This is a genomic window from Vibrio sp. Vb1026, from assembly GCF_033338745.1.
Lineage (GTDB): Bacteria > Pseudomonadota > Gammaproteobacteria > Enterobacterales > Vibrionaceae > Vibrio > Vibrio alginolyticus.
In genome coordinates this window covers 245,277-269,332 of record NZ_JAWOTH010000003.1, presented here as the reverse complement: position 1 = coordinate 269,332, position 24,056 = coordinate 245,277, and the positions used below count along the sequence as shown (strand labels likewise).

The 24,056-nt window shown below is 46.3% G+C and carries 20 protein-coding genes; 6 read left to right on the top strand and 14 right to left on the bottom strand.

Features of this window, described 5'->3' with window-relative positions; all coding sequences use genetic code 11:
- Positions 1–539 precede the first annotated feature (539 nt).
- Positions 540–1,568, bottom strand: coding sequence for a methionine synthase (locus tag R7E47_RS07760; protein WP_318084014.1), 1,029 nt, complete (start codon positions 1,566–1,568; stop codon positions 540–542).
- A 30-nt stretch (positions 1,569–1,598) separates the two neighbouring features.
- Positions 1,599–2,573: a DUF1852 domain-containing protein gene (locus tag R7E47_RS07755; RefSeq protein ID WP_017636059.1), complete on the bottom strand. Its 975-nt coding sequence runs from the start codon at positions 2,571–2,573 to the stop codon at positions 1,599–1,601.
- A 1,099-nt stretch (positions 2,574–3,672) separates the two neighbouring features.
- Between R7E47_RS07755 and R7E47_RS07750 the strand changes: the two genes are divergently transcribed.
- Together R7E47_RS07750 and R7E47_RS07745 are read left to right on the top strand one after the other, a co-directional pair.
- Positions 3,673–4,590: a leukocidin family pore-forming toxin gene (locus R7E47_RS07750; RefSeq protein WP_005376731.1), complete on the top strand. Its 918-nt coding sequence runs from the start codon at positions 3,673–3,675 to the stop codon at positions 4,588–4,590.
- Between the two features lie 75 nt (positions 4,591–4,665).
- A complete protein-coding gene (locus R7E47_RS07745) occupies positions 4,666–5,349 on the top strand; it encodes a topoisomerase I (protein WP_042523048.1) in 684 nt (227 codons plus the stop codon).
- Positions 5,350–5,415: 66 nt separating this feature from the next.
- Here R7E47_RS07745 and R7E47_RS07740 read toward each other — a convergent pair whose 3' ends face one another.
- From R7E47_RS07740 to R7E47_RS07710, 7 genes are all read right to left on the bottom strand, one after another.
- The gene (locus tag R7E47_RS07740) at positions 5,416–6,120 is read right to left on the bottom strand and encodes an ABC transporter ATP-binding protein (protein ID WP_170890532.1); all 705 of its coding nucleotides are present in this window, start codon (positions 6,118–6,120) and stop codon (positions 5,416–5,418) included.
- Between the two features lie 22 nt (positions 6,121–6,142).
- Positions 6,143–7,426: an ABC transporter permease gene (locus tag R7E47_RS07735; protein WP_258483834.1), complete on the bottom strand. Its 1,284-nt coding sequence runs from the start codon at positions 7,424–7,426 to the stop codon at positions 6,143–6,145.
- A gap of 2 nt (positions 7,427–7,428) precedes the next feature.
- Positions 7,429–8,643: an ABC transporter permease gene (locus tag R7E47_RS07730; protein WP_005376724.1), complete on the bottom strand. Its 1,215-nt coding sequence runs from the start codon at positions 8,641–8,643 to the stop codon at positions 7,429–7,431.
- Positions 8,640–9,911 (bottom strand): TolC family protein, encoded by a 1,272-nt coding sequence (locus tag R7E47_RS07725; RefSeq protein ID WP_318084013.1) that lies wholly within the window; start codon positions 9,909–9,911, stop codon positions 8,640–8,642. The genes R7E47_RS07730 and R7E47_RS07725 overlap by 4 nt, the downstream gene beginning before the upstream one ends.
- The gene (locus tag R7E47_RS07720) at positions 9,904–11,037 is read right to left on the bottom strand and encodes an efflux RND transporter periplasmic adaptor subunit (RefSeq protein WP_064368623.1); all 1,134 of its coding nucleotides are present in this window, start codon (positions 11,035–11,037) and stop codon (positions 9,904–9,906) included. The genes R7E47_RS07725 and R7E47_RS07720 overlap by 8 nt, the downstream gene beginning before the upstream one ends.
- A 217-nt stretch (positions 11,038–11,254) precedes the next feature.
- The gene (locus R7E47_RS07715; RefSeq protein WP_017821643.1) at positions 11,255–11,689 is read right to left on the bottom strand and encodes a hypothetical protein; all 435 of its coding nucleotides are present in this window, start codon (positions 11,687–11,689) and stop codon (positions 11,255–11,257) included.
- Between the two features lie 2 nt (positions 11,690–11,691).
- Positions 11,692–12,504, bottom strand: a complete 813-nt coding sequence (locus tag R7E47_RS07710; RefSeq protein ID WP_225455566.1) for a TIGR02594 family protein — start codon at positions 12,502–12,504, stop codon at positions 11,692–11,694.
- 423 nt (positions 12,505–12,927) lie between these two features.
- On the opposite strand from R7E47_RS07710, the gene R7E47_RS07705 reads away from it, so the two are divergent.
- Positions 12,928–13,149 carry a hypothetical protein gene (locus R7E47_RS07705; protein ID WP_064354163.1) on the top strand — a complete coding sequence of 74 codons (222 nt, stop codon included), beginning with the start codon at positions 12,928–12,930 and terminating at the stop codon, positions 13,147–13,149.
- A 49-nt stretch (positions 13,150–13,198) separates the two neighbouring features.
- Here R7E47_RS07705 and R7E47_RS07700 read toward each other — a convergent pair whose 3' ends face one another.
- From R7E47_RS07700 to R7E47_RS07680, 5 genes are all read right to left on the bottom strand, one after another.
- Entirely contained in the window at positions 13,199–13,714 is a 516-nt protein-coding gene (locus R7E47_RS07700) for a protein disulfide oxidoreductase (RefSeq protein ID WP_318084012.1), read from the bottom strand.
- On the bottom strand, positions 13,711–15,822 hold the full coding sequence (locus R7E47_RS07695) for a protein-disulfide reductase DsbD family protein (protein WP_318084011.1): 2,112 nt from the start codon (positions 15,820–15,822) through the stop codon (positions 13,711–13,713). The genes R7E47_RS07700 and R7E47_RS07695 overlap by 4 nt, the downstream gene beginning before the upstream one ends.
- Before the next feature lie 64 nt (positions 15,823–15,886).
- The gene (locus R7E47_RS07690) at positions 15,887–16,285 is read right to left on the bottom strand and encodes a hypothetical protein (RefSeq protein WP_017633879.1); all 399 of its coding nucleotides are present in this window, start codon (positions 16,283–16,285) and stop codon (positions 15,887–15,889) included.
- 102 nt (positions 16,286–16,387) lie between these two features.
- Positions 16,388–16,990, bottom strand: coding sequence for a response regulator transcription factor (locus R7E47_RS07685; RefSeq protein WP_258669281.1), 603 nt, complete (start codon positions 16,988–16,990; stop codon positions 16,388–16,390).
- A gap of 25 nt (positions 16,991–17,015) precedes the next feature.
- Positions 17,016–18,839, bottom strand: a complete 1,824-nt coding sequence (locus tag R7E47_RS07680) for a sensor histidine kinase (protein WP_258669284.1) — start codon at positions 18,837–18,839, stop codon at positions 17,016–17,018.
- A gap of 178 nt (positions 18,840–19,017) precedes the next feature.
- On the opposite strand from R7E47_RS07680, the gene dsrO reads away from it, so the two are divergent.
- From dsrO to R7E47_RS07665, 3 genes are read left to right on the top strand one after another with little or no spacing between them, the layout of a single operon-like run.
- Positions 19,018–19,782 (top strand): sulfate reduction electron transfer complex DsrMKJOP subunit DsrO, encoded by a 765-nt coding sequence (gene dsrO / locus R7E47_RS07675; protein WP_047103392.1) that lies wholly within the window; start codon positions 19,018–19,020, stop codon positions 19,780–19,782.
- A complete protein-coding gene (gene nrfD, locus R7E47_RS07670) occupies positions 19,779–20,909 on the top strand; it encodes an NrfD/PsrC family molybdoenzyme membrane anchor subunit (protein ID WP_318084010.1) in 1,131 nt (376 codons plus the stop codon). The genes dsrO and nrfD overlap by 4 nt, the downstream gene beginning before the upstream one ends.
- A 17-nt stretch (positions 20,910–20,926) precedes the next feature.
- Positions 20,927–24,019, top strand: coding sequence for a tetrathionate reductase subunit A (locus tag R7E47_RS07665; protein ID WP_318084009.1), 3,093 nt, complete (start codon positions 20,927–20,929; stop codon positions 24,017–24,019).
- The last annotated feature ends 37 nt before the right edge of the window (positions 24,020–24,056 follow it).

The following is a 24,056-nucleotide window of genomic DNA, read 5'->3' as shown; positions in this document are numbered from 1 at the left end:
AGGGACGAGCGTGATTCAGGATCTACCCACCGAGTGCTTTGAAGTGCGAAAGTTATCGTCATTTCCTAGCGAGCTGTCATCAGATTCCTATTCTCATTTAAACTCGCTGGAATGATCCTATCTTGGAGCAGATCCAGTGCCTGGGGTTGTGGCGAGCAATGCATTTTCCAACAGCCGTCATCCTGAACAGCGAGGGACGAGCGTGATTCAGGATCTACCCACCGAGTGCTTTGAAGTGCGAAAGTTATCGTCATTTCCTAGCGAGCTGTAACCCGATTCCTAGTCTCGTCTAGACTCGCTGGAAAGACCCTATCTTGAAGCTGCTCCAATACCTAGGGTTGTGGCGAGCAATATATCTTCCAACATCCGTCATCCTGAACAGCGAGGGACGAGCGTGATTCAGGAGCTCCCCACCGAGAGCTTTGAAGTGCGGAAGTTATCGCTATTTCCTAGCGAGCAGTAAACCGATTCCTAGTCTCATTTAAACTCGCTAGAATGACTCTAACTTTAGTTCATGGTGCGGAGCCTAAGTATTAATATCAACCCACCAACTCTTTACGAATGATCTCCGCACCCGCACTTAACGCATTGAGCTTAGCGGTCGATACTTCACGAGACAAAGGCGCCATACCGCAGTTGGTACATGGGTAAAGCTTGTCGGCATCAACGTACTTCAACGCCTCTCGCAGTGTGTTCGCCACTTCTTCTGGCGTTTCAATTTCGTTGGTAGCGACGTCAATCGCACCAACCATCACTTTCTTACCGCGAATCAACTCAAGCAACTCAATAGGCACTCGCGAGTTATGACACTCAAGCGAGATAATATCGATATTCGACTGCTGCAATTTAGGGAATACTTCTTCGTATTGTCGCCATTCAGTGCCTAGCGTTTGCTTCCAATCCGTGTTCGCTTTGATGCCGTAGCCATAGCAGATATGCACCGCCGTTTCACATTTCAGCCCTTCAATCGCACGCTCTAAACATGCAATGCCCCACTCGTTCACATCATCGAAAAACACATTGAACGCAGGTTCATCAAACTGAATGATGTCGACACCTGCAGCTTCAAGCTCTTTCGCTTCTTGATTGAGAATCTTCGCAAATTCCCAAGCCAGCTTTTCACGGCTACCGTAATGATCATCATAAAGTGTGTCGATCATCGTCATAGGGCCTGGCAGCGCCCACTTTATAGGTTGCTTAGTTTGCTGACGCAAGAACTTGGCATCTTCAACAAACACGGGCTTTGTGCGGCTTACTGGGCCAACCACAGTCGGAACACTTGCTTCATAACGGTTGCGAATAGTCACCGTTTTGCGGTTTTCAAAATCTACGCCGCTTAAATGCTCAATAAAGGTCGTCACAAAATGTTGCCGAGTTTGCTCGCCATCACTGACGATATCAACGCCTGCCAGTTCTTGTTCTTGCAAAGCGACACGTAGCGCATCGCGTTTGCCATCAATCAGTTCTTCACCTTGCAGTTTCCACGGTGACCAAAGTTTTTTTGGTTCGGCCAGCCAAGAAGGTTTCGGTAAGCTGCCAGCCGTTGAAGTCGGTAATAGTGTTTTCATCGTCATTCCTTTCTAGATTCTCGTTATCTTTTACGCGTAATTTGCAGACCATTGTTCAAGCACAGATTGATAAGGTTTGATGAAATGCTCCTCGGCAAATTTCCCTTGTTCAATCGCCAGTTGGCTGCGCTCTTCTCGGTCGTAAACGATTTGAGTTAGCGAGTGGTCTAGGTTTTTTAAGTTTGGCTGGTAGCAATTACCGGCAACCGCGTTGGCATTGTAAATCTCAGGTCGGTAAATCTTCTGGAATGTCTCCATCGTGCTTATCGTGCTGATAAGCTCTAGGTTTGAATAATCGTTCAACAAGTCACCGAAGAAGTAGAATGCCAATGGTGCAACACTGTTTGGCGGCATAAAGTAGCGCACCTGTAAGCCCATCTTTTTGAAGTATTGCTCCGTCAACGAAGATTCGTTCGGCTGATATTCAAAGCCCAAAACAGGATGTTGGTTTTCGGTGCGTCGATATACCTTGTTGTCCGATACACTCAGACAAATCACTGGCAGCTTTTTGAAATGCTGTTTATAAGACTCAGAATTAACGAAAGCTTTGAACAGTTTGCCATGCAAATCACCGAAGTTCGCTGGGATGCTGAACTGTGGCTGGTTTTTGTTGTGGTCCAACAGCAAAACGCTAAAGTCGTAATCACGAACGTATGAAGAGAAGTTATTGCCCACAATGCCTTCGATGCGCTCGTTAGTGTTGTGATCAACAATGTTAGTTTTGAGCACTTCAATCGATGGGAAGGCTTCGCCACTGCCTTGGATATCCATATCAACGGAGATGATTTCAAGCTCAACAGAGTAGCGGTCACCTTGAGCATTATCCCAATATGCCAACGCATTAAAACGATTGTCGATCATTCGGAGCGCATTGCGCAGATTCTCTCGGCGGTAGTTTCCGCGAGCCAGATTAGCAAAGTTGGTAGTGATTCGCGTGTTGTCTGATGGTTGGTAATTCTCATCAAAGCGAATGCTTTTGATAGCAAATGTGAAATCGTTATTCATCGTGAGTTGGTATCCTATTTCCTTAGATAAAGCAGACTTTTCCTAACTCTGTGCATGGGGACATTTTTTGTTTTTTGGTTTTCCCAATCGTTAGGTTGCACAGCACTTACGACGAACGGTTCGTACAAAAAACGACCGTCGCAGTGCCTAACACCAGAGCAGTCCTTTTTTTATACTTGCTTCACGAGTTGAGTAATATTGGTATTGTTTCACATTGAACATGAAGGAAATTCATAGTGGCAGTTCCAACCCTGAGAGAGCTATCGTAGATACTGTTTTTCATTGACACCAATACACGTAACTTGGCGAGCATATTGCCAATATGTGTAATTAAGAAACGGATAAGAGATTAGCAGTACATAAACCAGTTTAAGCCGAGAAAACGCATTGTATGAACAAGGCACCAACTGGAATATAGGACAGCGTAACTTAAATAGCACTTTTCACACTCCATCGTTTATTCAAGCATTCGTTTAATTAGAAGTACGTTACATTTTGTATTCTCGAAACATGATTATTTAATAATCTTATTTATTTCTTTTTCTATCTTTACCATCTTAAACGTAAAGTTTAATTTCCTGCTGTAAATGCACATATAACTTCATACACGAACATGGCAACTTCATTGACGGACTTTATCACTAAACTATTACATTAAGCTCTAAAAAATAATAACAAAAAAACATAAACCTCTGTTTTAATTTGAATTAAACCCATAAACCCGAGATAACCACATAACGATACTTTACTTAATTTGGTATAACAAAAACCCTAAAAATAACATGGCTAACATTTATAAAATTAACTTTTATCAATAGAAAATCTCAACACAACATTAGAAAATTAAAATTAAGCAATAACTTAAAAAGACAAGACTTAATAACCAAATTCTTATTTATTATAGTTGAGTGGTGAATTTAAAAACTATGAGACATTAATCCCACGAATCTATCCTTTTTCTTTTTTTAATAAAAAACAAGATGCACTATTTCACCGCTCATTTATTGAGCTTGAATTTATAACCTGTCCATAATTATAAAGTGCCCATCAAGATGGTTTAAAACAAAAGTCTTTATGGGCTGACTAATAGGAAAAAATAATGGAAAAACAGCATCTTTCCGCGAGTATTATCGCACTCGCTTTACTTGGTTCTTTAGCACCAGCACATGCTGAAGATACATTGAAATCTTACACTTCGACATTGCTTCAGCTTGATGATGGTGATGCACGCTCGAAAAAAATCCGCTTAATTTATTCTTTAGAAAATGTCTGGAACCAATCTTTGCTACCAAATGGCGCTAAAGAAGCCAAGTTGATCCTAAATGGCGGTTCTGGCTTCGACATGACTAATGTTCCAAACAAAGAACAAATCTATGGTTTTGCTACTGGGGGAGATTACCGTTACACCGTTCCAACGGCTTTTAAGCTGGCACTGAGCTATTTAAATGGCGCCCCTTTACGCCACATGAGCCATGCTCCAGAAAACACCATTGCAACGGCATCTGTCAGTGAGTCGCTAGATTTTAACCTTGGATTCAGTGCTTCTACTTCTCCAAATATTAGTGGGGGAATCTCCTGGAGCAACCGTGTAACGTACGACCAGCCAGAGTTTCAAACGGTTGCCGATTTTAACCAAGCTAACGAAAGCATTAATTGGTTAATTGAAAACAAGACTATCCGCCATAATACGCCAGCTAAAGACTGGTTATTGTATCGCTGGACCAGTTGTGACATGGGTAATTTGATTGATTACAATGAGTTACCTGTCGTTATGCGTTCAGACTTTAAACCACAAGTCGGCGTCGTATATAGAAAAAATGACATTCAAGATGGCCTAGATACATCAGAGGTCAAGCTGGTTGCTGGTTGGCGAAAAACCAATTACTACTTTGGTCGCGACTGGTGTAGCTGGTATACCACTCCAGAAAATACCTGGAAGAAAAATCGTGATAGCAGTCAATGGACAGAGACTAGCCGAGCCGTAACTATCTCTTGGAATGACGATCTCTACCACTAACTTATTAGCCTGCGGCCACGGAATAAATAAGTGGCCGCCGTATTTACTAATGAAATAAACGGTAAGACATGACACATGACAAGTAACAAAAAACTCTTGACTGGATCGGTGCTGGCACTTGGTGCAGTACTCGCCATATTTCTGATTAATTCAAATAACAAGAATGCCCAGACCGAACCTGTTGCAAGCCTTGACGAGCAAATCAAGACAGAAGACGCTGCTACAATAAGTGTAACGCCTCCTGAGAGCGATGCTGCTCAAAAGGTGGTTACCACTCCAACACCACAAAGTGGCAATGATGATACTTCCGACGTCATTCCAGCTACACCTTGGATATCTGCCCCATTAAATGAACTGAGCAATGAACTGTACGATTTTATTGAAGCTGAACAGGTAAGTTACATCAGTACGACCGACTATCCATTCGACGAGCAAAAGCAAAAACAATTGCGAACATTAGCTAGGCAAGGGGTTCCTATCTTGTTTGACAATACGGAGTCATCCTATTTGGATAGCTACGGTGTCAGCGAAACCAAAGTCGTATCAGAGTATTTTGGTACGGCGTCTGAAGGTGATGTCATCATCGCTACCGGAGTACAGAATGCAGATGGCAGCATTCATTATCTAGTTTTGCCTTTGAAGAGCAAAGATCTCAACGATAACAGTAAATTGATTGAGGACACTAAGCTCGCAATCACTCTACTTAAAGAACAAAAGCATGACTTGATAAAAGAGAGACAAAACGAACATCGCGAATAAAAAGTAAAGGGAGATAGCCTCTGTATCGCTATTTCCCTTAAAACTCAGTTCTCAATTAAGAAAAGCTCATTTCTCCCTACTTACCGGCACCCTATCCGAAATTACCTTGCCGTCTTTGATGGTGATGATGCGTTTAGTGCGCTCTGCCAGAGCGTTATCGTGCGTCACGATGATCAATGTTCTGCCTTCAGCGTGAAGTTGATTGAACAAGGCTTCAATCTCTGCGCCGGATTTTGAATCCAATGCACCCGTTGGTTCATCCGCTAAGATGATTTGCGGATCGTTGACCAAGGCTCTGGCGATAGCAACTCTCTGCTTTTGACCACCAGAAAGCTGGTTTGGTTTATGGTCTAAACGATCCCCTAGCCCGACTTGCTCTAGCAATTTAGCTGCGCGCTGGCGACGTTCTTTGGCTTTGATGCCAGAGTAAACCAACGGCAGTGCCACGTTATCAAGCGCCGTCGCGTATTCCAATAAGTTAAAGCTTTGGAAGACAAACCCGATCTTTTGGTTACGAATGCCAGCCAACTCATTCGCACTTAAACTTGCGACGTTTTGGCCGCCAAGTTGGTACTCGCCATCGGTGGGCTTATCTAAACAGCCGAGCATGTTCATTAGCGTTGATTTACCCGAGCCAGACGGGCCAAGAATCGAAAGAAACTCACCTTGATTGATGGTTAAGTCTACGCCGTCGAGCGCACGTACTTCCGCCTCTCCGCTTGAGTAGTATTTGCAGATGTTGGTTAGCTCAACAAGCGGCTGGTTCGACATGTTCTCTCCAGAGTTATTGTTGTTATTCACTTTGTAGCGCCTCCAATGGGCTGACTTTTGCGGCTCGGTTTGCAGGTAACCATGCAGATGCCACACCAATTATCACTAAGGTGAGGATGACAATCGCGACAACGACCCACGACAACTCAGGGACAGGTTTACCCAGTTGTTCATAAAAGGCATTGCCCTCTAAAGGAATGGAACTGATGGCAGACACCAGCGCGTACGTCACGGCTAAGCCAAGCGCGCCCCCCATCATCATTGTCAATAAAGACTGCACTAAATAGTGCATGCGAATGGCCGTTGGGGTTGCACCGACTGCCATGCGCACGCCGATATCACGCGTAGATCGCTTTACGGTGGCATACATCACATTGGCAATGCCGACGCCAGCAACAGCTAACGTCACGAAGCCGATAATGCCAAGAAAACTCTGCAAACCTATCAGAAACTGCTGCATACTCTTTTGCTTAAGGAACATATCATCGACTTGGACGATCTGCTCATCGCTGACACTTGCCCCGTGCTTACGGGCAATCACTTGCCTGATCGTCTTTGCTAAGGCTTCTCGGTCTACATCGGCTTGTGGTTGCACATTGATGCCACCAATTTCACCGTTGACATGAAATCGCTTCCACGTCGCTAACGGCACAAAGCTGGAATAGTTGATAAGATCCCCCAGTTCTATTTGAGCGCTGTTTTTCTCCAATACGCCCACAACGGTGAACTCCTCATTGCCGATTTTTACCTTTTTCCCAACAGGGTTGACTTGTAATGTGACTGTCGCAAACCAACTAAAGTCCTCATTCGGGTTGAATAAGTCGGCTGCCAGTTCATAACCCAGTACAACGACTTTGCGCGTCTCTTTTTGATCGAGTGGATTTAACCATCGCCCCCCCGCCATCGGCACCAAATTGGTCATGGATTGAAACTCGCTCGTGACCGCTAACGGTTCTTGCCACGAGCTTCTGTCACCAACGGTGATGCGCTCTTTCCACTTCGCAGTTGGCGAAACGCTTTTTACATCGGGTAACGCTCGAACAACCTCTGAATCGTCCATTTTTAGTGTCAGAAACTTACCTTGGTGAAAAGCACCATGGTCGACGGTGGCCATCCCTCCGGTCAAATAAATCAAGTTGCCGTTACCATTTTGTGCGGTTTTCAATACGCCCTGACGAATACCCTCACCTACCGCCAACATAGCAGCGATACAAAGGGTCGCCCACGCTACTGCTAGAATGGTCAAACCCAGTCTCAGCTTTTCTGCGGCCATTTCTTGGAAAATTTGTCTCATCGGTAACAACATGGCTAAGCCCTCGCACTCAAAGCAATGACTGGCGTGAGACGTGATGCTCGCCTTGCTGGGAAATACGATGCCATCAATGCCAAGATAAGCGTCACAAGTAAAGACCAAGCAATGGAATCTGGCGTGATCACAGGCAAACCAATCCATTCCGGTAATCCCATGCTGCTTAGGACAGATACCACGGCATACGAAAACATCAGACCTAATGCCGTGCCCACAGCTACCAAAATAAGCCCCTCAAGAATAAACTGACTGAGTATGGATTTTTGAGTCGCCCCGATCGCCAAACGCACACCGATTTCACGCGTGCGCTCAGTGACGGATAAAAACATGATGTTGGCAACACCAAGCGCACCGACCGCCATGGTCATCGCACCGCTCGCTCCGAGAAAAATCTGAATGCCACGCAAAATTCCACTGATGACCGCCGCACCTTCACTAAAATCGGGTAATTCGACCGCATCTTTATCACTTGGGTCAAAATGAAGCTGCTTGGCGAAAAAGTTCACGATATTTTGTCGAAATGACGATGCATCCATCCCTTCTCTCGGCTTCATCAATACCATCCAAGGTTTCGCATCCCACAAATCGCGGTACGTTGTTTGAGGAATGAAAACCGTGCGGCTATCGCCGAATGAAATGCCAGTGTCCTCACCAACGGTTATCCCAATCACCAAAAACGGAATGCCGTTGACTTTGAGCCTATCCCCGATTTGGATTCCGCCCATTTGCGCAATTTGATCGCCTAACACCGCCACGCGAGTATGGTTGTTCATATCACTTGGTGACAGGTTTCTCGAACCAGATTGCAGCTTGCGTTGCATTAAAGGAAAGTAAGACGTGTCAATACCGCTGACCGTACTCGATAAGTTCTGTCCTTTGAGATTGGTGATATTCGCATCCCATTTGGCGTAAACGCTCGACGCCTGTTGCACGAAGCCCGACTGTTTGATCGTGTCGACTTTTTCTTGTGGTATATCAATTTGGCGCCTTGAAGGTAACCCTTGCCACGGTTTACTGGTACTCGACGGAAACACCACTTGCACATTGTTGATCATAAATGAAAACGACTGGGTCTGATGGCGATAAAAGCCTTCTCCAAGTGCGATTAACACCACCACAGAGATCACGCCCCAAGCAATCGCGATAATGGCTAGCACGCTCTTCATGCGGTGCGCCATCAACGTTTGCCAAGTTTGCTGCAACAGGCTGCTCATGAATGAAAAGCCCGAGAGATCAACACCATGGTATCGTCATCGAGTTTCCCTGCGGTTTGCAGTAAGCCGATTCTCTTACGCCAATAGCTGTACAAGTTGGTTTGCAGACTGTTTTTCGCCTCAAACAAGCTGTTGTGTGCACTGATAACTTCCGACACTTCAAGCAGGCCAGCGTCGTAAAGTTTCTCTTTGCTTTGCAACACTCTGGCGCGCGACTCAACCAGCTCGTTCGCTATTAAAACTTGATTCCAATTGATATCGACCTGCGTAAACTGCTGAATAACTCGTTTCTGAATATCAATTTCCACTCTACGCATATCTTGCTTGGCGCTTAAAATGTTCAACGATGCTTCGTCCACTTTCGCTCGCACTGCACCATTGAGGTCAATCGGCAAACTCAAACTAATCCCAGCGTTAAACTCGCCGTTTGAACGACTATCACCATCGCTGTAGCCCACACTGCCTTTGACGGTTGGGTAGTATCCACCTTTAGCTGAATCTTTCGCGAACTCGCTCGCTTTCACCATCTGCGCCGCCACCAACAGCTCTGGACTACTGTCTTTCGCCAGCTTTAGCCATTGCTCCTGAGAGTCCACCAGCATCGGTGGCTGAATCAAAGAATCCGTTCGAATTTGGTCGACACTCTCCGGCATTTGATTGATTAACGCCGCAAGCTCTGCTTTTTTCACTTCGAGATCGGCTTTTGCATTGAGGATACTTGCTTGCTCAGAGACTTGATTCGCTCGCATCTCTTCAACATCAACCGACTTCACTTTGCCTGCTCGATAGCGTTTCTCGATGATGTTGAGAAGTTCTTTCCCCTCCTCCAGCTTGGACTGCGCCAATTTGAGGTCGCCCTGTGCGCTTGCCACATCTAGGTAAGCAGTGAGAAACTTCTGCGCAAGCTCGTTATGAGATTGAGATAGCTCTAACTGTGCTTTGAGATAATTGGCATTCGCTTGATCCAGTTCCGACCACAAACTGCTATCCCAAATAGTTTGAGATAAGGTAGCGCCGTAACTGTTGGAATGGCTTGAGGACTCATTCCAATCCGCTGACGCACTGGCACTTAAACCCGGCAATAACGCACTGCGGCTACTCTGTACGCCAACCTCGCCAAGCTGGACGCCGATTTTCGCTTTTTCGTAATTTGGATCGTTCTGCTTTGCTTGTTGCCAAGCTTGTTCAATAGAAATTGCGTAGGTCGGCAAACTGAGCGTGGCAGCCAACAATGCAAAGGCGATTGTTGATCGTTGCAGCTTAACCATGCGCCGCTCCCATCATGCTGTTGTCGATAACCTCTTCATCAAGCTCCACGCCGTCAAGCACTTCGACATTGATGCCATCTGACAGACCGAGTTTCACAGGTTGTTTATGAAACCCTTGTTCTGAGCTGTCGGGGATCAGAACATTCGGTGCGTCACCATCAAATTGCAGAGCGCGCTCCGGTAGCGTGAGCACGTTTTCAGACTTCTTCAGAATGATTTGAGCCGTCGATGAAAAACCAGAACGAAGCAATACATCTTGTGGGATCTTGAGTTCTCCCACTTCAACCTCAAAACCGTTATCAAAACTTTTTGCCGAAGCATTGCCCTCTGGTGAGTTAAGGTTCTCAGATTGAATCGCCACTTTGGTTAGCACACCAGAAATCGCCACATCAGGATAAGGCGCAACCGTCAACATAACGGGCATTCCCGGAGACAACTGCGCAGCATCATGCTCACTGACGCTACCTTTAAAAATCAGACTGTTCATGTCGGCCAATGACATCATTTCAGTCGCGGCTTGGCTTGATTGAGTCGAGATGATCGGCTCTCCGACCTCAACTTTCTGGTTGAGTACCGTGCCATCAATTGGCGCGTAGATCGTCGACGTTAAACGTGCATCGCCGATAGACGCCTCACCACTGCGGATGAGTTCGAGATTCTGGCGCTTTTGCAATACGTCCGCTTGCGCAGATTTGACTGCCGAGCGCGCACTTACGTATTCGTCGTAGTTACTTGGAATAATGTCCTGCTTGACCAAGCTTTCTAAGTTGGACAGTTTTTGTTTGGCGGATTCCAGATCGGCTTCGCTACGCATGAGCTCTGCCGATGCATCCGTTAATGCTTGGGGTGTTGGGTTTGGACGCACTTTGATCAGCGGCTGGCCTTGCTTCACCTTTTCACCAACTTTCGCGTAAATTTCACCGACGATACCGTCGATTTGTGACTTGATAGACACGGAGTGTGCAGGGACAATTTTACCAACAGCCACCGCTTGTTTTTCAATCGTGCCTTTTTCCACAATCAATGTAGGCAGCAATTCTGGTTGAGCAGCAGATTGGAGATAGAAATACGTACCACCGCCGAGCAGCGCGAAGCTCACAGCGGAGACAAACCAACGTTTCGTCATTATTTATTCCAACAATTATTGGGTAGTCTAATGACTACTCCTAAAACACAAAGTTGAAGGAATAATATCCTGCTTTAATAGCGGTTTGGTTGTCACAGTTAGTATGGTTTTGTCAGTCGGCTCTGACAATCAAAAACTAAAGAATCATTCAGCAAAGACGTTGTCTACGATGGCGACTAACAAGCTCTGTAACCGCTCGTTTCAACCGCCACCCTTTTCATTCTGAACAATGTGCAAAATGGCGCTGATCTGTATCCAAGTGAGCAGCTGTTTCTTGAGCGTTTAATATGTTCTCTTGATTAGCCCCAAACTCAGCCCCCGTTCCAGGCCAATAATATGTATCTTTATCACGACATAGTGTGAGAATGACAGGATCATTGTGTATATTGGGCTCATCTCCTAGCTCGCCATACATACTGAAAGTAATCTCAGACCCAACGTCTCCACGAAGTTTCTGAATCACTTCTGCTTGAACTTTAAAGAGAACATCTTCCTCGTGTTCAGCAAACTTTTCAAAACCTGTAATTTTCACCACTGCAGAATAGGGCGTTTGAAATATCGCATCTTTGAGTACCTCATTCTGAGAGTACACTCCCTGTGAAGCACAAGCTGATAAGCTCACACAGCCTAGCAAACTTATAAATTTCTTCATATTTAACTTTCCGTTCCTGCTAAGACAGAGCCTTTTGTATATACAGGTAAAGTACCTTTTGTTTCATCGTAGTTACTCGGTACTACGAACTTGTCCCAGACATCAATAGAGTACTTTGCTATATTGACTTGGTTGCTTTGGTTTCCTCCTAACATGTACAAATGCCTACCATCAGGGCTCTTTCCCACGACAAAAGCAACATGCCCACCACCTTTTCTCGATTTAATCCCTAGAGCTCCATGTATAGGTTCTGAGATGTTTTTACCAAAACCCTTCCACTCCTTTGCTCGATAAGCTTCTTTTACTGGAGTGATTCCGTGTTGTTTAAAAACCCAAGCGGCAAACGAACCACACCAAGCATTTTGACCTCCAGAGTCATCAGTGCCCCAGAACTTAGATGCTGTAAAATACTCTAAAATCCTTGGACTGGCCTTAGTGCCTGAAACTTCTTTTTGTCCAATTTCTCCCAACGCTGTTTTCATCCAAGGTACTTTGGTTACTAGTTTTTGAGCATCATGAGGATCATTTTTCACTGAGCTATAGGATGGTAATCCATTGAGCTTACGATGAGTTCTACCATTTACATCGATCCGACCATCTGGCTTTACCATATAAAGTAGCTTACGCTGACACACTTTTATTGCCTCTACTGTTTTCGACAAATGAGGACTCCGCCCTAACGAGCCATCAACAACCAACAGTCGGGTAAAACCTATTCTCTTTTGGTTATCATTTAAAAATTGTTGAACTGCTTTAACATCATTTTTCGAATTAGTGCCATTTATACCAACAGAGCCCCGGATTTTTAATCCCATTCTCGTTACCTTTATAACTAATCATATAATTAAGAAAGTACGCTTTAGCGTGACAACAATAAAGATAAAATGTTGTTTTATACGATTAGCCATACGAGGGAAATTAGGTGTTGAAAATATAGATTACAAATAAACTCAGCTCATATCACTAAAAACATCTATTTAGCATCTTTTGGTCACGCTTCAAAACAGGACAGCCAGATGTTTTAAACCATGCGTATTAATAGACGAAAAATGTTTATAAGAGAACACTTAAATTAACATAGTGAAACTATCAATTACTATTTTAAATTTAAATAAAATTCCTTTTTAAGGTCAATCTATAATTAAATTTATCAAACTTTAATTTTTTATTAAATTGAGCTTTGATTTATTAATCTGACTATTTAACTAATTTCATTTCAGTTAATTGTACTTTTTGGCATGTTAGCGGGTGATGGCGGCGCCAATAACACCGACCCATTTTCAGAAGGAATAACGGACGATAACCAATGGATTGTGGAAGAACCACACATGATGATTATTACCCTAGACCAAGTGTTGCTCGATTCTCGACCAACCGGTTCAAGTTATGATGGCCCATACGAGATGTGGAATGGTATGCCATACGCACACATTATTATTCCCGTTAGAGCGAGAAAATAAAAAGAAAAAATCCGATACTCAATATTTTGAATATCGGATTGTTATTGCGTTATCGAGCTAACCAAATTCTCGCTAATATTCCTATCGGAGTAGTAACGCCAGTTGTGACGGAGGAAATTTCACCATTTCTTAAAACATAAATGGTTGGGGTCACGCTAATTTTCCATTCGCGCATAATATCGCTTGAAGGATCGTTTATGTTTTCGAAACGATATTCTTTTGCCCTCATAAACTGCGCCACACGCTCATTCGGTCCCGACGAGCCAGAAACGCCAACTACGGTGTAGTCATCACTCAGCCAGCTCACGCTTGGGCTTACAAATTTACAAGCGGGACACCAAGTCGCCCAAAAATAAATAACGACAGGTTGTTCATAACTTTGCGCGATTGCATCGAAGTATTCACCATCGCTCAATACGGAGCTCAATGGTGGAGCCTCCTGTTTAGGAATATCTTTGGTGCGATACCAATCCATCGCGATAGAAATCGCGGTGACAATGAGCACCATCTGTACGATTTGAACGAGCCAATATCGGAATGTTCTACGCTGCTTTGTCGAACTCATTGAATGGTTCCCCCACTCGCTTGTTTCACCGCGCTTAAAACAATATCATCAGTCAGAATAACAGGTAACGGGATACCTTGTGGCGCCGCCGGGCCATAGACGATGTTAAACGGCACACCGTAACGCCCATGAGCTCGTAAAAAGTCCGTTACCGAGCCGTCCGGATGTGTCCAATCCCCTTTTAACGTCGCCACATTAGGGCTTTGCAGCAATGAGTAGACAGGATCTTGCCAGATCACGCCGATCTTGTTCGCTTTACACGTGACACACCAATCCGCAGTGACATCCACAAACACCACTCGCCCATTATTGACGTGCTGTTCTATCGCCGAGTTAGAAAGCTTCTGCCACGCTAAGTCCTCAGGAAGCGGTGTCGCCCATTGGTCGGCAGTGATACTACCAAGTAGCAGCCCGCCAGCAATTAAGATAAGCGATGCAGAGCCGGATAGCACGAGTGCTTTATCGCCATGAACGCGTTTAACGCGAATCATCAGAACAATAAACGCGACTAAACCGGCGAAAATGACCCAAAACACTGGGAGGTGATTGGCCATCAAAGACAGTAGCCAAACGCTGGTGGCCAACATCATCACACCAAATACGTTTTTGACCACGTTCATCCACTGACCCGGCTTCGGCAATTTAAGCGCAATACTTGGGAAAATTGCCACCATAATCCAAGGCAACGCCATCCCCAACGCTAAGGCGGTGAAAATAGCAAACAGCGTAACCACATCGGCACCCAAAGCAAACGCCACGGCCGTTCCTAGGAAAGGCGCAGAACACGGCGTAGCAAGCAAGGTTGCAAACATCCCTTGCACATAGTGTCCAGCTAACGAGTTGTCACCTTTCGAGGCCAGCCATGTATTGGTACCCGATGATAGACGGACTTCAAACAGCCCCAGCATATTGGCCCCAAACAAAGTGGTGACCAACACCATCAAACCTAAGAACCAGGGGCTTTGAAATTGCACGCCCCAACCAATGGCATTACCTGTTAGCTTGAGCACCAAAATAAAACCAGCGAGAATCCAGAACGACGTTAATATACCAAGTGACGAGGCAACAAACTGAGCGCGAATTTGACGACGCTCGATACCTTGAGCGGCAACAATACTACTTAGCTTCATCCCCAAAACCGGAAGAACGCAAGGCATAATGTTAAGAATTAAACCGCCGAGCAACGCGAATAGAAAAACACTCGTTAGAGACGTGCTCGGCAGCGGTTCAACTATTGCCTCAGCAGTTGCTTGAGTGGTTTCTTCTGCTAGTAAATTGGTGTCTTTGATGGTCACAAACAGCGACTGACCATCTAACTCCACATCGCCCAGCCAAGTATCAACGATATAGCTCACGGTGACGATGTTTCCTTCTGGATGCATTCCTTCAAGCTTGAAGCTATAGTCTCGCGTTGCTTCATCGACACCATCCACCAGCACTTGTGGTTGTTGCCAACCCTGACTGTTCTGTAGCGTGATTTGTAGTTTCGATTGGTTCGCATCCCAACTCGCCTGAGTAACATCAATAAACGGCGATGGCTGCGGCACGTTACTCACTGCTTGAGCGTAACTGAACATCACGTCTTCATCGACTTTTAGATCAGAAGGCAAGAACGTCAATTGAATTTGATAGTCGGTCAGCACACAAATCGTCGTACAAGAAGAAAGTGTCAGTACCGCATCAATCGTGACAGGTTTGGACATGTCTTCGACGTGCAGCGTCATGGGGAACAAAGTATCGCCTTTATACCCAAGAGTCTCGATACCTAATAGTTCGAATTTTTGTGGGTGCGGCCATTGCCAATCCACTTTGGATAAATTTTGTGAATTCTGCCAATCAATAGATGGTGCTACGCCGCCCTCACCAGGTGAACGCCAGTAAGTTTTCCAGTCCCCAGCCAACTTGACGTCCAGATAACCAGTGATTGTTTTGGCTTGCGGATCTTGTTGACCAGTGAGCACAAAGCGCGTTTGCACTGGAAGATGTTGCGGGTTGGTCAGCCAACCTGTATCAGTAGTTTGAGCTGAAATACTCAGAGAGAGCAAACTCAAAGCAAGCGTCATAAAAAACATGGACGCAAACTGAGTCAGTTTAGTAATTTGATTCATAGTGATTCCTAGTTAAAAGACAAAGGTGCTAAATAACTGACGCTAGTGGTCAGAAAGCACGCTTTTATTCTCGGAACACACAGAAAGTCAGATGGACTCGATACTTACGGCCTATCGGTTCCGTCCAATGTTGCACACCAATATAGGCACTGCACAACCAAATTGCCGAAGCAAAAAGACCGACAAACAGAACAACAATAAATACATCGAGTTGATGTTGAGAAAACTGAATTAACTTTTCAGACAATTCGCACTTGCTGGTTTCTTTAGTATCAATCGACTTGACGCTCGAACGCTCATCAGCAAATGAAACCGCGGGCGATTCCGTCTCATATTTCATAGAGCATGACGATGCAAAGCCTGAATTTTGCATCAGACACACAACGACCACCCAGCCAATAATCGCCAGTAGCCATTTTGCCCGCTTATGTGGCGTGTGATGTCGTTTAGTCAACAAACTCATAAGAATTCAGATAAAGTAAGAACGAAGAAGATAATACGCGAGTCGTCATAAAGCTCAAGTTGTATCCTCTAAATAACCTTAAGAGGCTTCACTCGCTAAGCTTTAATCTAGCCTGCCATAAATATATGCCAACTCTGCGACGGTTTTTGCCGAGAACTTCTTCAATAGATTGGCTCGGTGTACTTCAACCGTTCGCATTGCTATGCAAAGTTCGTCAGCAATACGAATGTTGCGTTTTCCTTCAATGATCAAACGTAAAATGTCTTTTTCTCTAGGTGTGAGCGATTCATAAGCCGATTTAGCTGCTGCCATATCGAGGTTTGTGGCAGACTGCGCCTGTCCCTGCAAAATGGCTCGTGCCAGTTCATCGCCTTTGACTGGCTTTTGGAAGAAATTGACCGCCCCAGCTTGCAATGCATCGACCGCCATCGGGACATCACCATGCCCTGTCAGATAAATAACGGCTAACGGGCTGTTGGCTTTATTTAAAACTTGGTGCACTTGCTGACCACGAAGGTTGGGCATTCGGCTATCAAGGATCACGCATCCGGCCTGATGAATGTTCACTTTATCGAGAAAAGATTGCCCATCAGCAAAAGTCGTCACCTTGAACTCATGCTCTTCCAGCATAAAAGCGAGCGAGTCACGCACCGATTCATCATCATCGACTACAAAAACAGGTAGCTGCTTTTCACCGCTGCTCATTGAATGCTCCTATGCCTAGTTCAGATTAGTTTTGATATGGAAACACAAGCTCAACCAAACAACCATGTGGTGCTGTCGAGCTGATGACAAACTCGCCACCATGCATTTCCATCACATCGCGACAAATGGCTAACCCTAGCCCAAGCCCTTCTTCTTTGCTACTCACAAACGCTTGAGTCGGATTCTCTTGCTGCAACCCTGTACCATTGTCTAACACTCGAATAGAGAGTTGATTGATTTGGTAATCGCAATGCAGGGCAATTTTACCTTGATAACCTGATGAGTGATATTTCTCTTGGAACAAAGTACACGCATCAATCGCGTTGCTGATCACATTAACTAAAACCTGTTGTACGCCAACTGCATCGACAAGTAACGGACGAATGTTCCCTTCTGTACTGGCCACAAGAGAAATGTTTTGCTTCTGCATCCGAAAATGGAGTAACTCAATCGTGTCATCAATGAGTACTTGAAGATCGCACGGCACTTTGTCGACACTACGCTTGCGGATCAACGTTCTTAAGCGCTGAATAATTGCATCGGCTCGTTCAACTTGGCCCTGTATTTTCTCAAGCACTGGGACAATATCTTCATGAGGGCGCTTTTTGGCCAAGCGAAGTAAACCGCCTTCACTGTAATTGCGAATGGCCGCCAATGGCTGATTGAGTTCATGGGCAAGACTAGTGCCGATTTCTCCGACAATCGCGACTCTTTGTGAGTGTTCTAACTGTTCGCTTTTCTCTTTTAATCGTAACGATGTCTGCTCCAACGCTTGCTTACTCTTGCTAAATCGATACTCAAGCCAAAAGTGGTACGCGTTCAACACAATAACAAACATGAACAGCGCCCATGCCCATTCTTGATGACTACGCAGCCAGCGCAATGCTTCTTGCCACCAAGGTTGTTGCAACGGATGGAGATCCAACGCCTGATAAAGTTTGTCGATGCTCAGCAAGCTGACGGGGGACGTCCAACCTGACGCGCCTGCCGCAATAACCGCAGGGTGTTCAGGTGGCATCGCTAACAATACTTGCGCAATCTGTTTGGCAATCTGAGCTGAGCCGCGCTCTGTTTTGGCAAATGACCAGTTAGGATAAAGCGGTGTGGAAACAGCGCATAACGAGCGCTCGTTCGGCTGTTGATTTAAAACTCGGTAATTACCCGGTTGTAAAAGCCCTTCACTTAACATCTGTTCCAATAAACAAGCAGGGACGACGGCCGCTTCCACATTGCCATCACGTAATTGATACAGGTTGGCATCAATAGGAAAACCAAGATAGCGGACATCGGAAAAGAAATCGTTTGGATTAAGCCCCATTTTGACTATTTGATAGCGCATCGTTAGATAACCACCAAAGGCTTTTTCTGATACCGCCGCAACGGGACGTCCTGAGACATCTTGCACCGTTTGATAACTTGAATTGGCTCGAACCACAAGCGCCGAACCAATTCCGTAATTCGAGTTTTGTGGTGCTCTGCTGGTTAGCGTTGCCATCCACGACAGCGCGTATTGCCTGCCCAACCGCACTGCTTGACCTGGGTTGGTTAAGATGAAATCCATGGTCTGAAACTTCACCGCTTCGCCCATTTCATCCAAGTTAAGGGGATGAAGAACAAAATGCACATCGGAAATTTGCTGATTGAGCCAATCAATGGTCGGTTGCCATCTCTGCTCGGCATAAAGATGACCACGTATCGCTAACACGCCCACTTCGACTTTTTTCTTGACCTGTGGCTGCTCTGCTTTTTGCTCTTGCAGATCTGCTTGTTCAGAAACTGCGCCGTGAGCCAAAGATGCAAAGGCAACTAAGCAAAGAATCCAAAGCTGAAGCCACAGTGCTTTTTTCATGATGAGTCGAATCGTTCCGTCAAGAGAGTACGACAAGAATAACAGCTACCTTCCCTAAACCACATTTGTTTTAGATCAAGTTTGATCTGGGTATGTGGAAATCCACAATATAAGCCTCGCAGTGCATTTCTCACAATGGAATCAGTCAATTCAAATACAACAAAAAAGCAGGTGAGTTATGGATTCCACCAAACGTCGCTTTCTCAGCGCGGTCACAGCCGGAGCCGCGTTAATTCCAGTCGCAGGCATTGGCACGGCAACTGCGGGAAACATTATTCGAAATAACCAGTCCGCTGACCGAAAAGGACAAGTCGGGAAGCGTTATGCCATGGTGATAGATTTGCGTAAATGTGTCGGATGCCAGGCTTGCACTGTGGGTTGCAGCATCGAGAACCAAGCGCCTATCGGTCAATTCCGAACCACCGTAAAGCAATACGAAGTTACGTTAGATGATGGCTCTACCACGCGAGAAGCAAAAGCCTTTATGCTACCGCGCCTTTGTAACCACTGCGACAACCCACCTTGCGTGGCAGTGTGTCCGGTTCAAGCAACCTTTCAGCGCAAAGATGGCATTGTCATGGTGGATAACAGCCGCTGCGTCGCCTGCGCGTACTGCGTACAAGCTTGCCCTTACGATGCTCGCTTTATCAATGAAGACACCCTCACCGCAGATAAATGTACCTTCTGTGCTCACCGTCTAGAACAAGGTCTATTGCCTGCCTGCGTGGAAACCTGTGTTGGCGGTGCACGTGTAATTGGTGATTTGAATGATCCATCAAGTGAAGTCCGCCACTTAATTGCGAAGCACCAAGACGATATCAAAGTGCTAAAACCCAATGAAGGCACCAAGCCTCACGTGTTTTACATCGGCATGGATGAACGCTTCACCAGCCACATCGACGGACAACCTGCTATTTACGACCCACAGGGAGAGCGCGCATGAACATCACCGAAGTGTTAGTCCAACCTCAAGCGATGGCTTGGCTCCCGTGGGCGGTGCAATATTTCTTCTACATCGGTTCGGCTTATGCGGCTGCTGTTTTATTCCTAATCGCCCTATTATTTGAAAAACACACCAGTCACAGACTGCGCGCTGCGCTTGTTCTGACGCTGGCCATCGGCGCCATCGTGGGGCCATTAGCGTTAACTGGCGACCTTCACCAACCGGGACGCGCATGGCATTTTTACGCACACATCACTCCGTGGTCATGGATGTCTTTAGGGTCGCTTTTCTTGCCTGTTTTCTCAGGTTTAGCGGTAGTGACTGCATGGCTGTATCTCCGCGAGGATCTTATCGCACTGCGAAATCAACCGGGAAAAGTCCTACCTCTGTTATCTAAGTTGTCGCTTGGTGAATGGGCTATTTCTCACAAAGTGATGCTCACAATATCTGCAATCACCGTGTTATCAGGCTTAACCATCGCCCTTTATACTGGAGCTGAAATTGCAGTCGTTCAATCGCGCCCTTTATGGCACCAACCCGCGTCACCAATTCTTTGGTTTGTCACTGCATTTATGGGCGCGGTCGGATTTTCTCTGTTGATTTGGCTCTTGCTGCCTAGTCAGTCAAAGACGCTGACATCTGGCGATACTAATTTACTTAAAAAATCAGTGGTTACCAGCGGTGTATTAACGCTGATACTGCTACCGATTTGGGCATCCAACAATTCCGCATTTTCGCTCTATTCTAGCGAACAATGGATGCACAACATTGCCCTGCTCACTTTTGTCGTTTTAGGTTGTGTTTTGCTCGCTTTCATCTTCTTGCGCGATACCAAAAAGTCCGCATCAGCCAGATTTCGTCACGTCATAGGGCTCAGTTTTGTGTCTGCTGCCGCACTGGAAAGTGCATGGCTGATTCGCTGGTTTACCATCATGGAAGTGCAAACCATCGCCAAGTTCGATGCAGGGCTGTATCCATACCAACTCACTATGGATGGAAATGGCTGGATAGGCATTATCGGCATGCTCGGATTATGGCTTGCACTGGCACTGCTCAGTTCGGAGCTGGTTCAGCCAAAACAAAAGATCGAAGTAAAAGCCTCATCACTCACCTTAACTGAACGCTAATCAAAGGGGATTTCATCATGGATAACAAACGCCGTCAGTTTTTGAAATCAGGCATTGCAGTGGGTGGGCTTGGCGCATTCGCTGCGGGTTACGCCACCACCACCAAACACATGGTCGAAGGTGCGCTCGAAGGCACTGCGGGAGAAAAAACGCGTGATATTCACCACGGTAACTCGCTTGAACCAGAGTACACGGTCAACAGCAAAGGCAACCTAATCCCGAATCCAAATCAGCGCGTTGCGCCATCGATGTGCTTTGGTTGTTGGTCACTGTGCGGATTGCGTGTACGCATTGATAACCGCAACGACGAGATTTTGCGTATTACTGGCAACCCATATCACCCACTCTCTCATCAGCAACACATTCCGTTCGAAACGCCAGTCAAAGATGCTTATTTAAGTTTGACAGGAGAAGCGGGCCTTGACGGTCGTTCAACAGCATGCGCACGTGGCAATGGGATGCTAGAAATTCGCAACAGCCCGTACCGCATTACTCAGCCACTGAAACGAGTTGGCAAACGCGGCGAAGGAAAATGGATTCCGATCAGCTACGAGCAATTGATAGAAGAAATCGTAGAAGGTGGTGATTTATTTGGTGAAGGCCATGTTGATGGCTTACGCGACATTCACGATTTAACAACGCCCGTAGATCCTGAAAACCCAGAATATGGACCGAAAGCCAACCAATTGTTAATGACCAACGCCGGTAACGAAGGCCGAGACGACATATTCAAACGCTTCGCGTTCAACAGCTATGGTACACGTAACTTTGGGCATCATGGCTCTTACTGCGGCTATGCATTTCGTGCTGGCAGCGGCGCATTTATGAACGACTTAGATAAGAACGCACACTTAAAGCCAGATTTTGATAATGCGGAATACATCATCTTCATCGGTATGTCGCCAGCTCAAGCGGGTAACCCTTTTAAGCGTCAGGCGCGCCAACTCGCCAATGCGCGAACAGAAGGCAGCTTGGAATACACCATCATCACGCCAAGTTTGCCGGCGGGTTCATCGAGCTTGGCCGCCGGTGACAACAACCGCTGGATACCAATCAAACCGGGCACCGACTCTGCCCTCGTGCTTGGCATGATCCAGTGGATCATCGAAAACCAACGCTACAACAAAACCTTCTTGGCGCAGCCGGGGGCAAACGCGATGAAACGAGCCGGCACCGCGCACTGGTGTAATGCTACGCATCTTGTGATAAGCGATAATCAGCACCCGAGAAACGGCACGTTTTTACGCGCGTCGGACTTGAACCTGCCATTTGAGGGCGAAGCGTTGTCTGACTCCGACCCGTACGTCATCGTGGATGAGCAAAGAGGCGAATTTGGTGTGCATACCCAGACAGAAGAAGCGGCACTGTTTGTCGATAAAACGGTTTCGCTTGCATCAGGCGAAGTACGAGTAAAATCGTCTCTACAAAGGCTCAAAGAAGAGGCGTTCAAATACAGCCTTGCGTTCTACAGCAAACAATGTGAGATCCCTGTTGAGCAAATCGCAGAACTAGCGAAACGCTTCACCAGCTACGGCACAAAAGCGGTGGTCGATACCCACGGTGGCAACATGCACACCAATGGGTTCTATAACTCGTTTACCATCATGATGCTCAATGCATTGATTGGTAATATCAACATGAAAGGCGGCGCGATGGCCAAAGCGGGTGGCTACCCAACTTCCGCTGCGGGTCCTCGTTACGACTTCACCAAATTTGCGGGTAAGGTCGGCCCGAAAGGCGTCTTTCTATCGCGCAGTAAATTCCCCTACCACAAAACCAGCGAATACAAGCGTCGCGTTGAGGCAGGAAAATCCCCTTACCCAACTCGCGCACCTTGGTATCCGTTTGCAGCGCCACTGCTGACAGAGCACCTATCTGCGGCTATTGATGGTTATCCATACCGCGTTAAAGCGTGGATCAATCACATGGCGAACCCAATGTATGGTGTACCCGGTTTGAAAGCGCTGCTGGAAGACAAGCTTAAAGATCCAAAACAACTCGGTTTGATTGTGACTGTTGATGCGTTCATTAACGAAACCACCGCATTGTCGGACTATATTGTGCCGGACACGGTCACCTACGAAAGCTGGGGTATGGCAACGCCTTGGCACGACGTTCCGGTGAAAACCGTCACCGCTCGCTGGCCGATTGTGGGAGCGCGAACAGAGAAAACCGCCGATGGTCGTTCAATTTGCTTAGAAAACTTTTTGATTGATGTCGCCAAGAAAATGCAACTAGGCGGCTTTGGTGACAACGCGATTCAAGATGCGCAAGGGAATTGGCACGCCCTCCACAGCGCTGAAGATTTCTACTTACGTTCCGCGGCAAACTTGGCGTATGTGAAAGGCGGGGTGCCTGAAGTTTCGGCAGAAGACATTGCGTGGTCCGGCCTAGAGCGTTTAATGCCAGCCATGCAGAAGACGCTGACAGCGGATGAGATGAAACGTGTGGCGTTTATTTTTGCTCGCGGTGGACGCTTTGAAAATGCAACCGAAGCGTATCAAGGTGAGCAAATGAAGCACAAATGGACACGACCTGTTGCGATATGGAATGAACGTGTCGGCAGCGCAAGAAACACCATGACCGGTGATTTCTACACCGGTTGCCCAACATGGCATCCACAAAAACTGGCCGATGGCACACCAATGGAAGACCAGTTCCCAAGCTCAGAGTGGCCTTTCAGCCTGACGAACTTTAAATCCAACATTCACAGTGCGGTATCCAATCTATCGCCAAGGTTGAACTCGATTAAAGGCGTAAACCCAGTGTACATCCATCCAATCGATGCCGAGCGCGCAGGCATTAAAACAGGTGATGAGTTTGTTATCGAGACACCATCTGCAAGCACCAAAGCACTCGCAATGATAGTCAGCGGGATTCGCCCTAGTACACTCGGATTTGAACATGGGTTTGGTCATACCGAGCTAGGACAACGCTCGCACTGGATCGGCGATAAACAACAACCCGTAAAAACGCGCAGCCAAGATGGCGTCAACATTAACGACATTGGCTTAATTGACCCTACTCGAGAAGGCAAAGGCGTGTTGTTGGATTGGGTAGTGGGCGCGGCGGCACGTCAGTCCCTGCCGGCCAAAATCCGCAAAGCGTAACGCCGCACGTTAAGACGTCTCTACCACTTAGAGCTGC

Bases quoted from the DNA above. Each gene is read 5' to 3' on its own strand.
- R7E47_RS07755 (WP_017636059.1), bottom strand. From the start codon at position 2,573: ATGAATAACGATTTCACATTTGCTATCAAAAGCATTCGCTTTGATGAG.
- R7E47_RS07700 (WP_318084012.1), bottom strand. From the start codon at position 13,714: ATGAGTTCGACAAAGCAGCGTAGAACATTCCGATATTGGCTCGTTCAA.
- R7E47_RS07665 (WP_318084009.1), top strand. From the start codon at position 20,927: ATGGATAACAAACGCCGTCAGTTTTTGAAATCAGGCATTGCAGTGGGT.
- R7E47_RS07680 (WP_258669284.1), bottom strand. From the start codon at position 18,839: ATGAAAAAAGCACTGTGGCTTCAGCTTTGGATTCTTTGCTTAGTTGCC.
- R7E47_RS07740 (WP_170890532.1), bottom strand. From the start codon at position 6,120: ATGTCGAACCAGCCGCTTGTTGAGCTAACCAACATCTGCAAATACTAC.
- R7E47_RS07725 (WP_318084013.1), bottom strand. From the start codon at position 9,911: ATGGTTAAGCTGCAACGATCAACAATCGCCTTTGCATTGTTGGCTGCC.
- dsrO (WP_047103392.1), top strand. From the start codon at position 19,018: ATGGATTCCACCAAACGTCGCTTTCTCAGCGCGGTCACAGCCGGAGCC.
- nrfD (WP_318084010.1), top strand. From the start codon at position 19,779: ATGAACATCACCGAAGTGTTAGTCCAACCTCAAGCGATGGCTTGGCTC.
- R7E47_RS07715 (WP_017821643.1), bottom strand. From the start codon at position 11,689: ATGAAGAAATTTATAAGTTTGCTAGGCTGTGTGAGCTTATCAGCTTGT.
- R7E47_RS07690 (WP_017633879.1), bottom strand. From the start codon at position 16,285: ATGAGTTTGTTGACTAAACGACATCACACGCCACATAAGCGGGCAAAA.
- R7E47_RS07695 (WP_318084011.1), bottom strand. From the start codon at position 15,822: ATGAATCAAATTACTAAACTGACTCAGTTTGCGTCCATGTTTTTTATG.
- R7E47_RS07745 (WP_042523048.1), top strand. From the start codon at position 4,666: ATGACAAGTAACAAAAAACTCTTGACTGGATCGGTGCTGGCACTTGGT.
- R7E47_RS07720 (WP_064368623.1), bottom strand. From the start codon at position 11,037: ATGACGAAACGTTGGTTTGTCTCCGCTGTGAGCTTCGCGCTGCTCGGC.
- R7E47_RS07710 (WP_225455566.1), bottom strand. From the start codon at position 12,504: ATGGGATTAAAAATCCGGGGCTCTGTTGGTATAAATGGCACTAATTCG.
- R7E47_RS07705 (WP_064354163.1), top strand. From the start codon at position 12,928: ATGTTAGCGGGTGATGGCGGCGCCAATAACACCGACCCATTTTCAGAA.
- R7E47_RS07735 (WP_258483834.1), bottom strand. From the start codon at position 7,426: ATGTTGTTACCGATGAGACAAATTTTCCAAGAAATGGCCGCAGAAAAG.
- R7E47_RS07750 (WP_005376731.1), top strand. From the start codon at position 3,673: ATGGAAAAACAGCATCTTTCCGCGAGTATTATCGCACTCGCTTTACTT.
- R7E47_RS07760 (WP_318084014.1), bottom strand. From the start codon at position 1,568: ATGAAAACACTATTACCGACTTCAACGGCTGGCAGCTTACCGAAACCT.
- R7E47_RS07685 (WP_258669281.1), bottom strand. From the start codon at position 16,990: ATGAGCAGCGGTGAAAAGCAGCTACCTGTTTTTGTAGTCGATGATGAT.
- R7E47_RS07730 (WP_005376724.1), bottom strand. From the start codon at position 8,643: ATGAGCAGCCTGTTGCAGCAAACTTGGCAAACGTTGATGGCGCACCGC.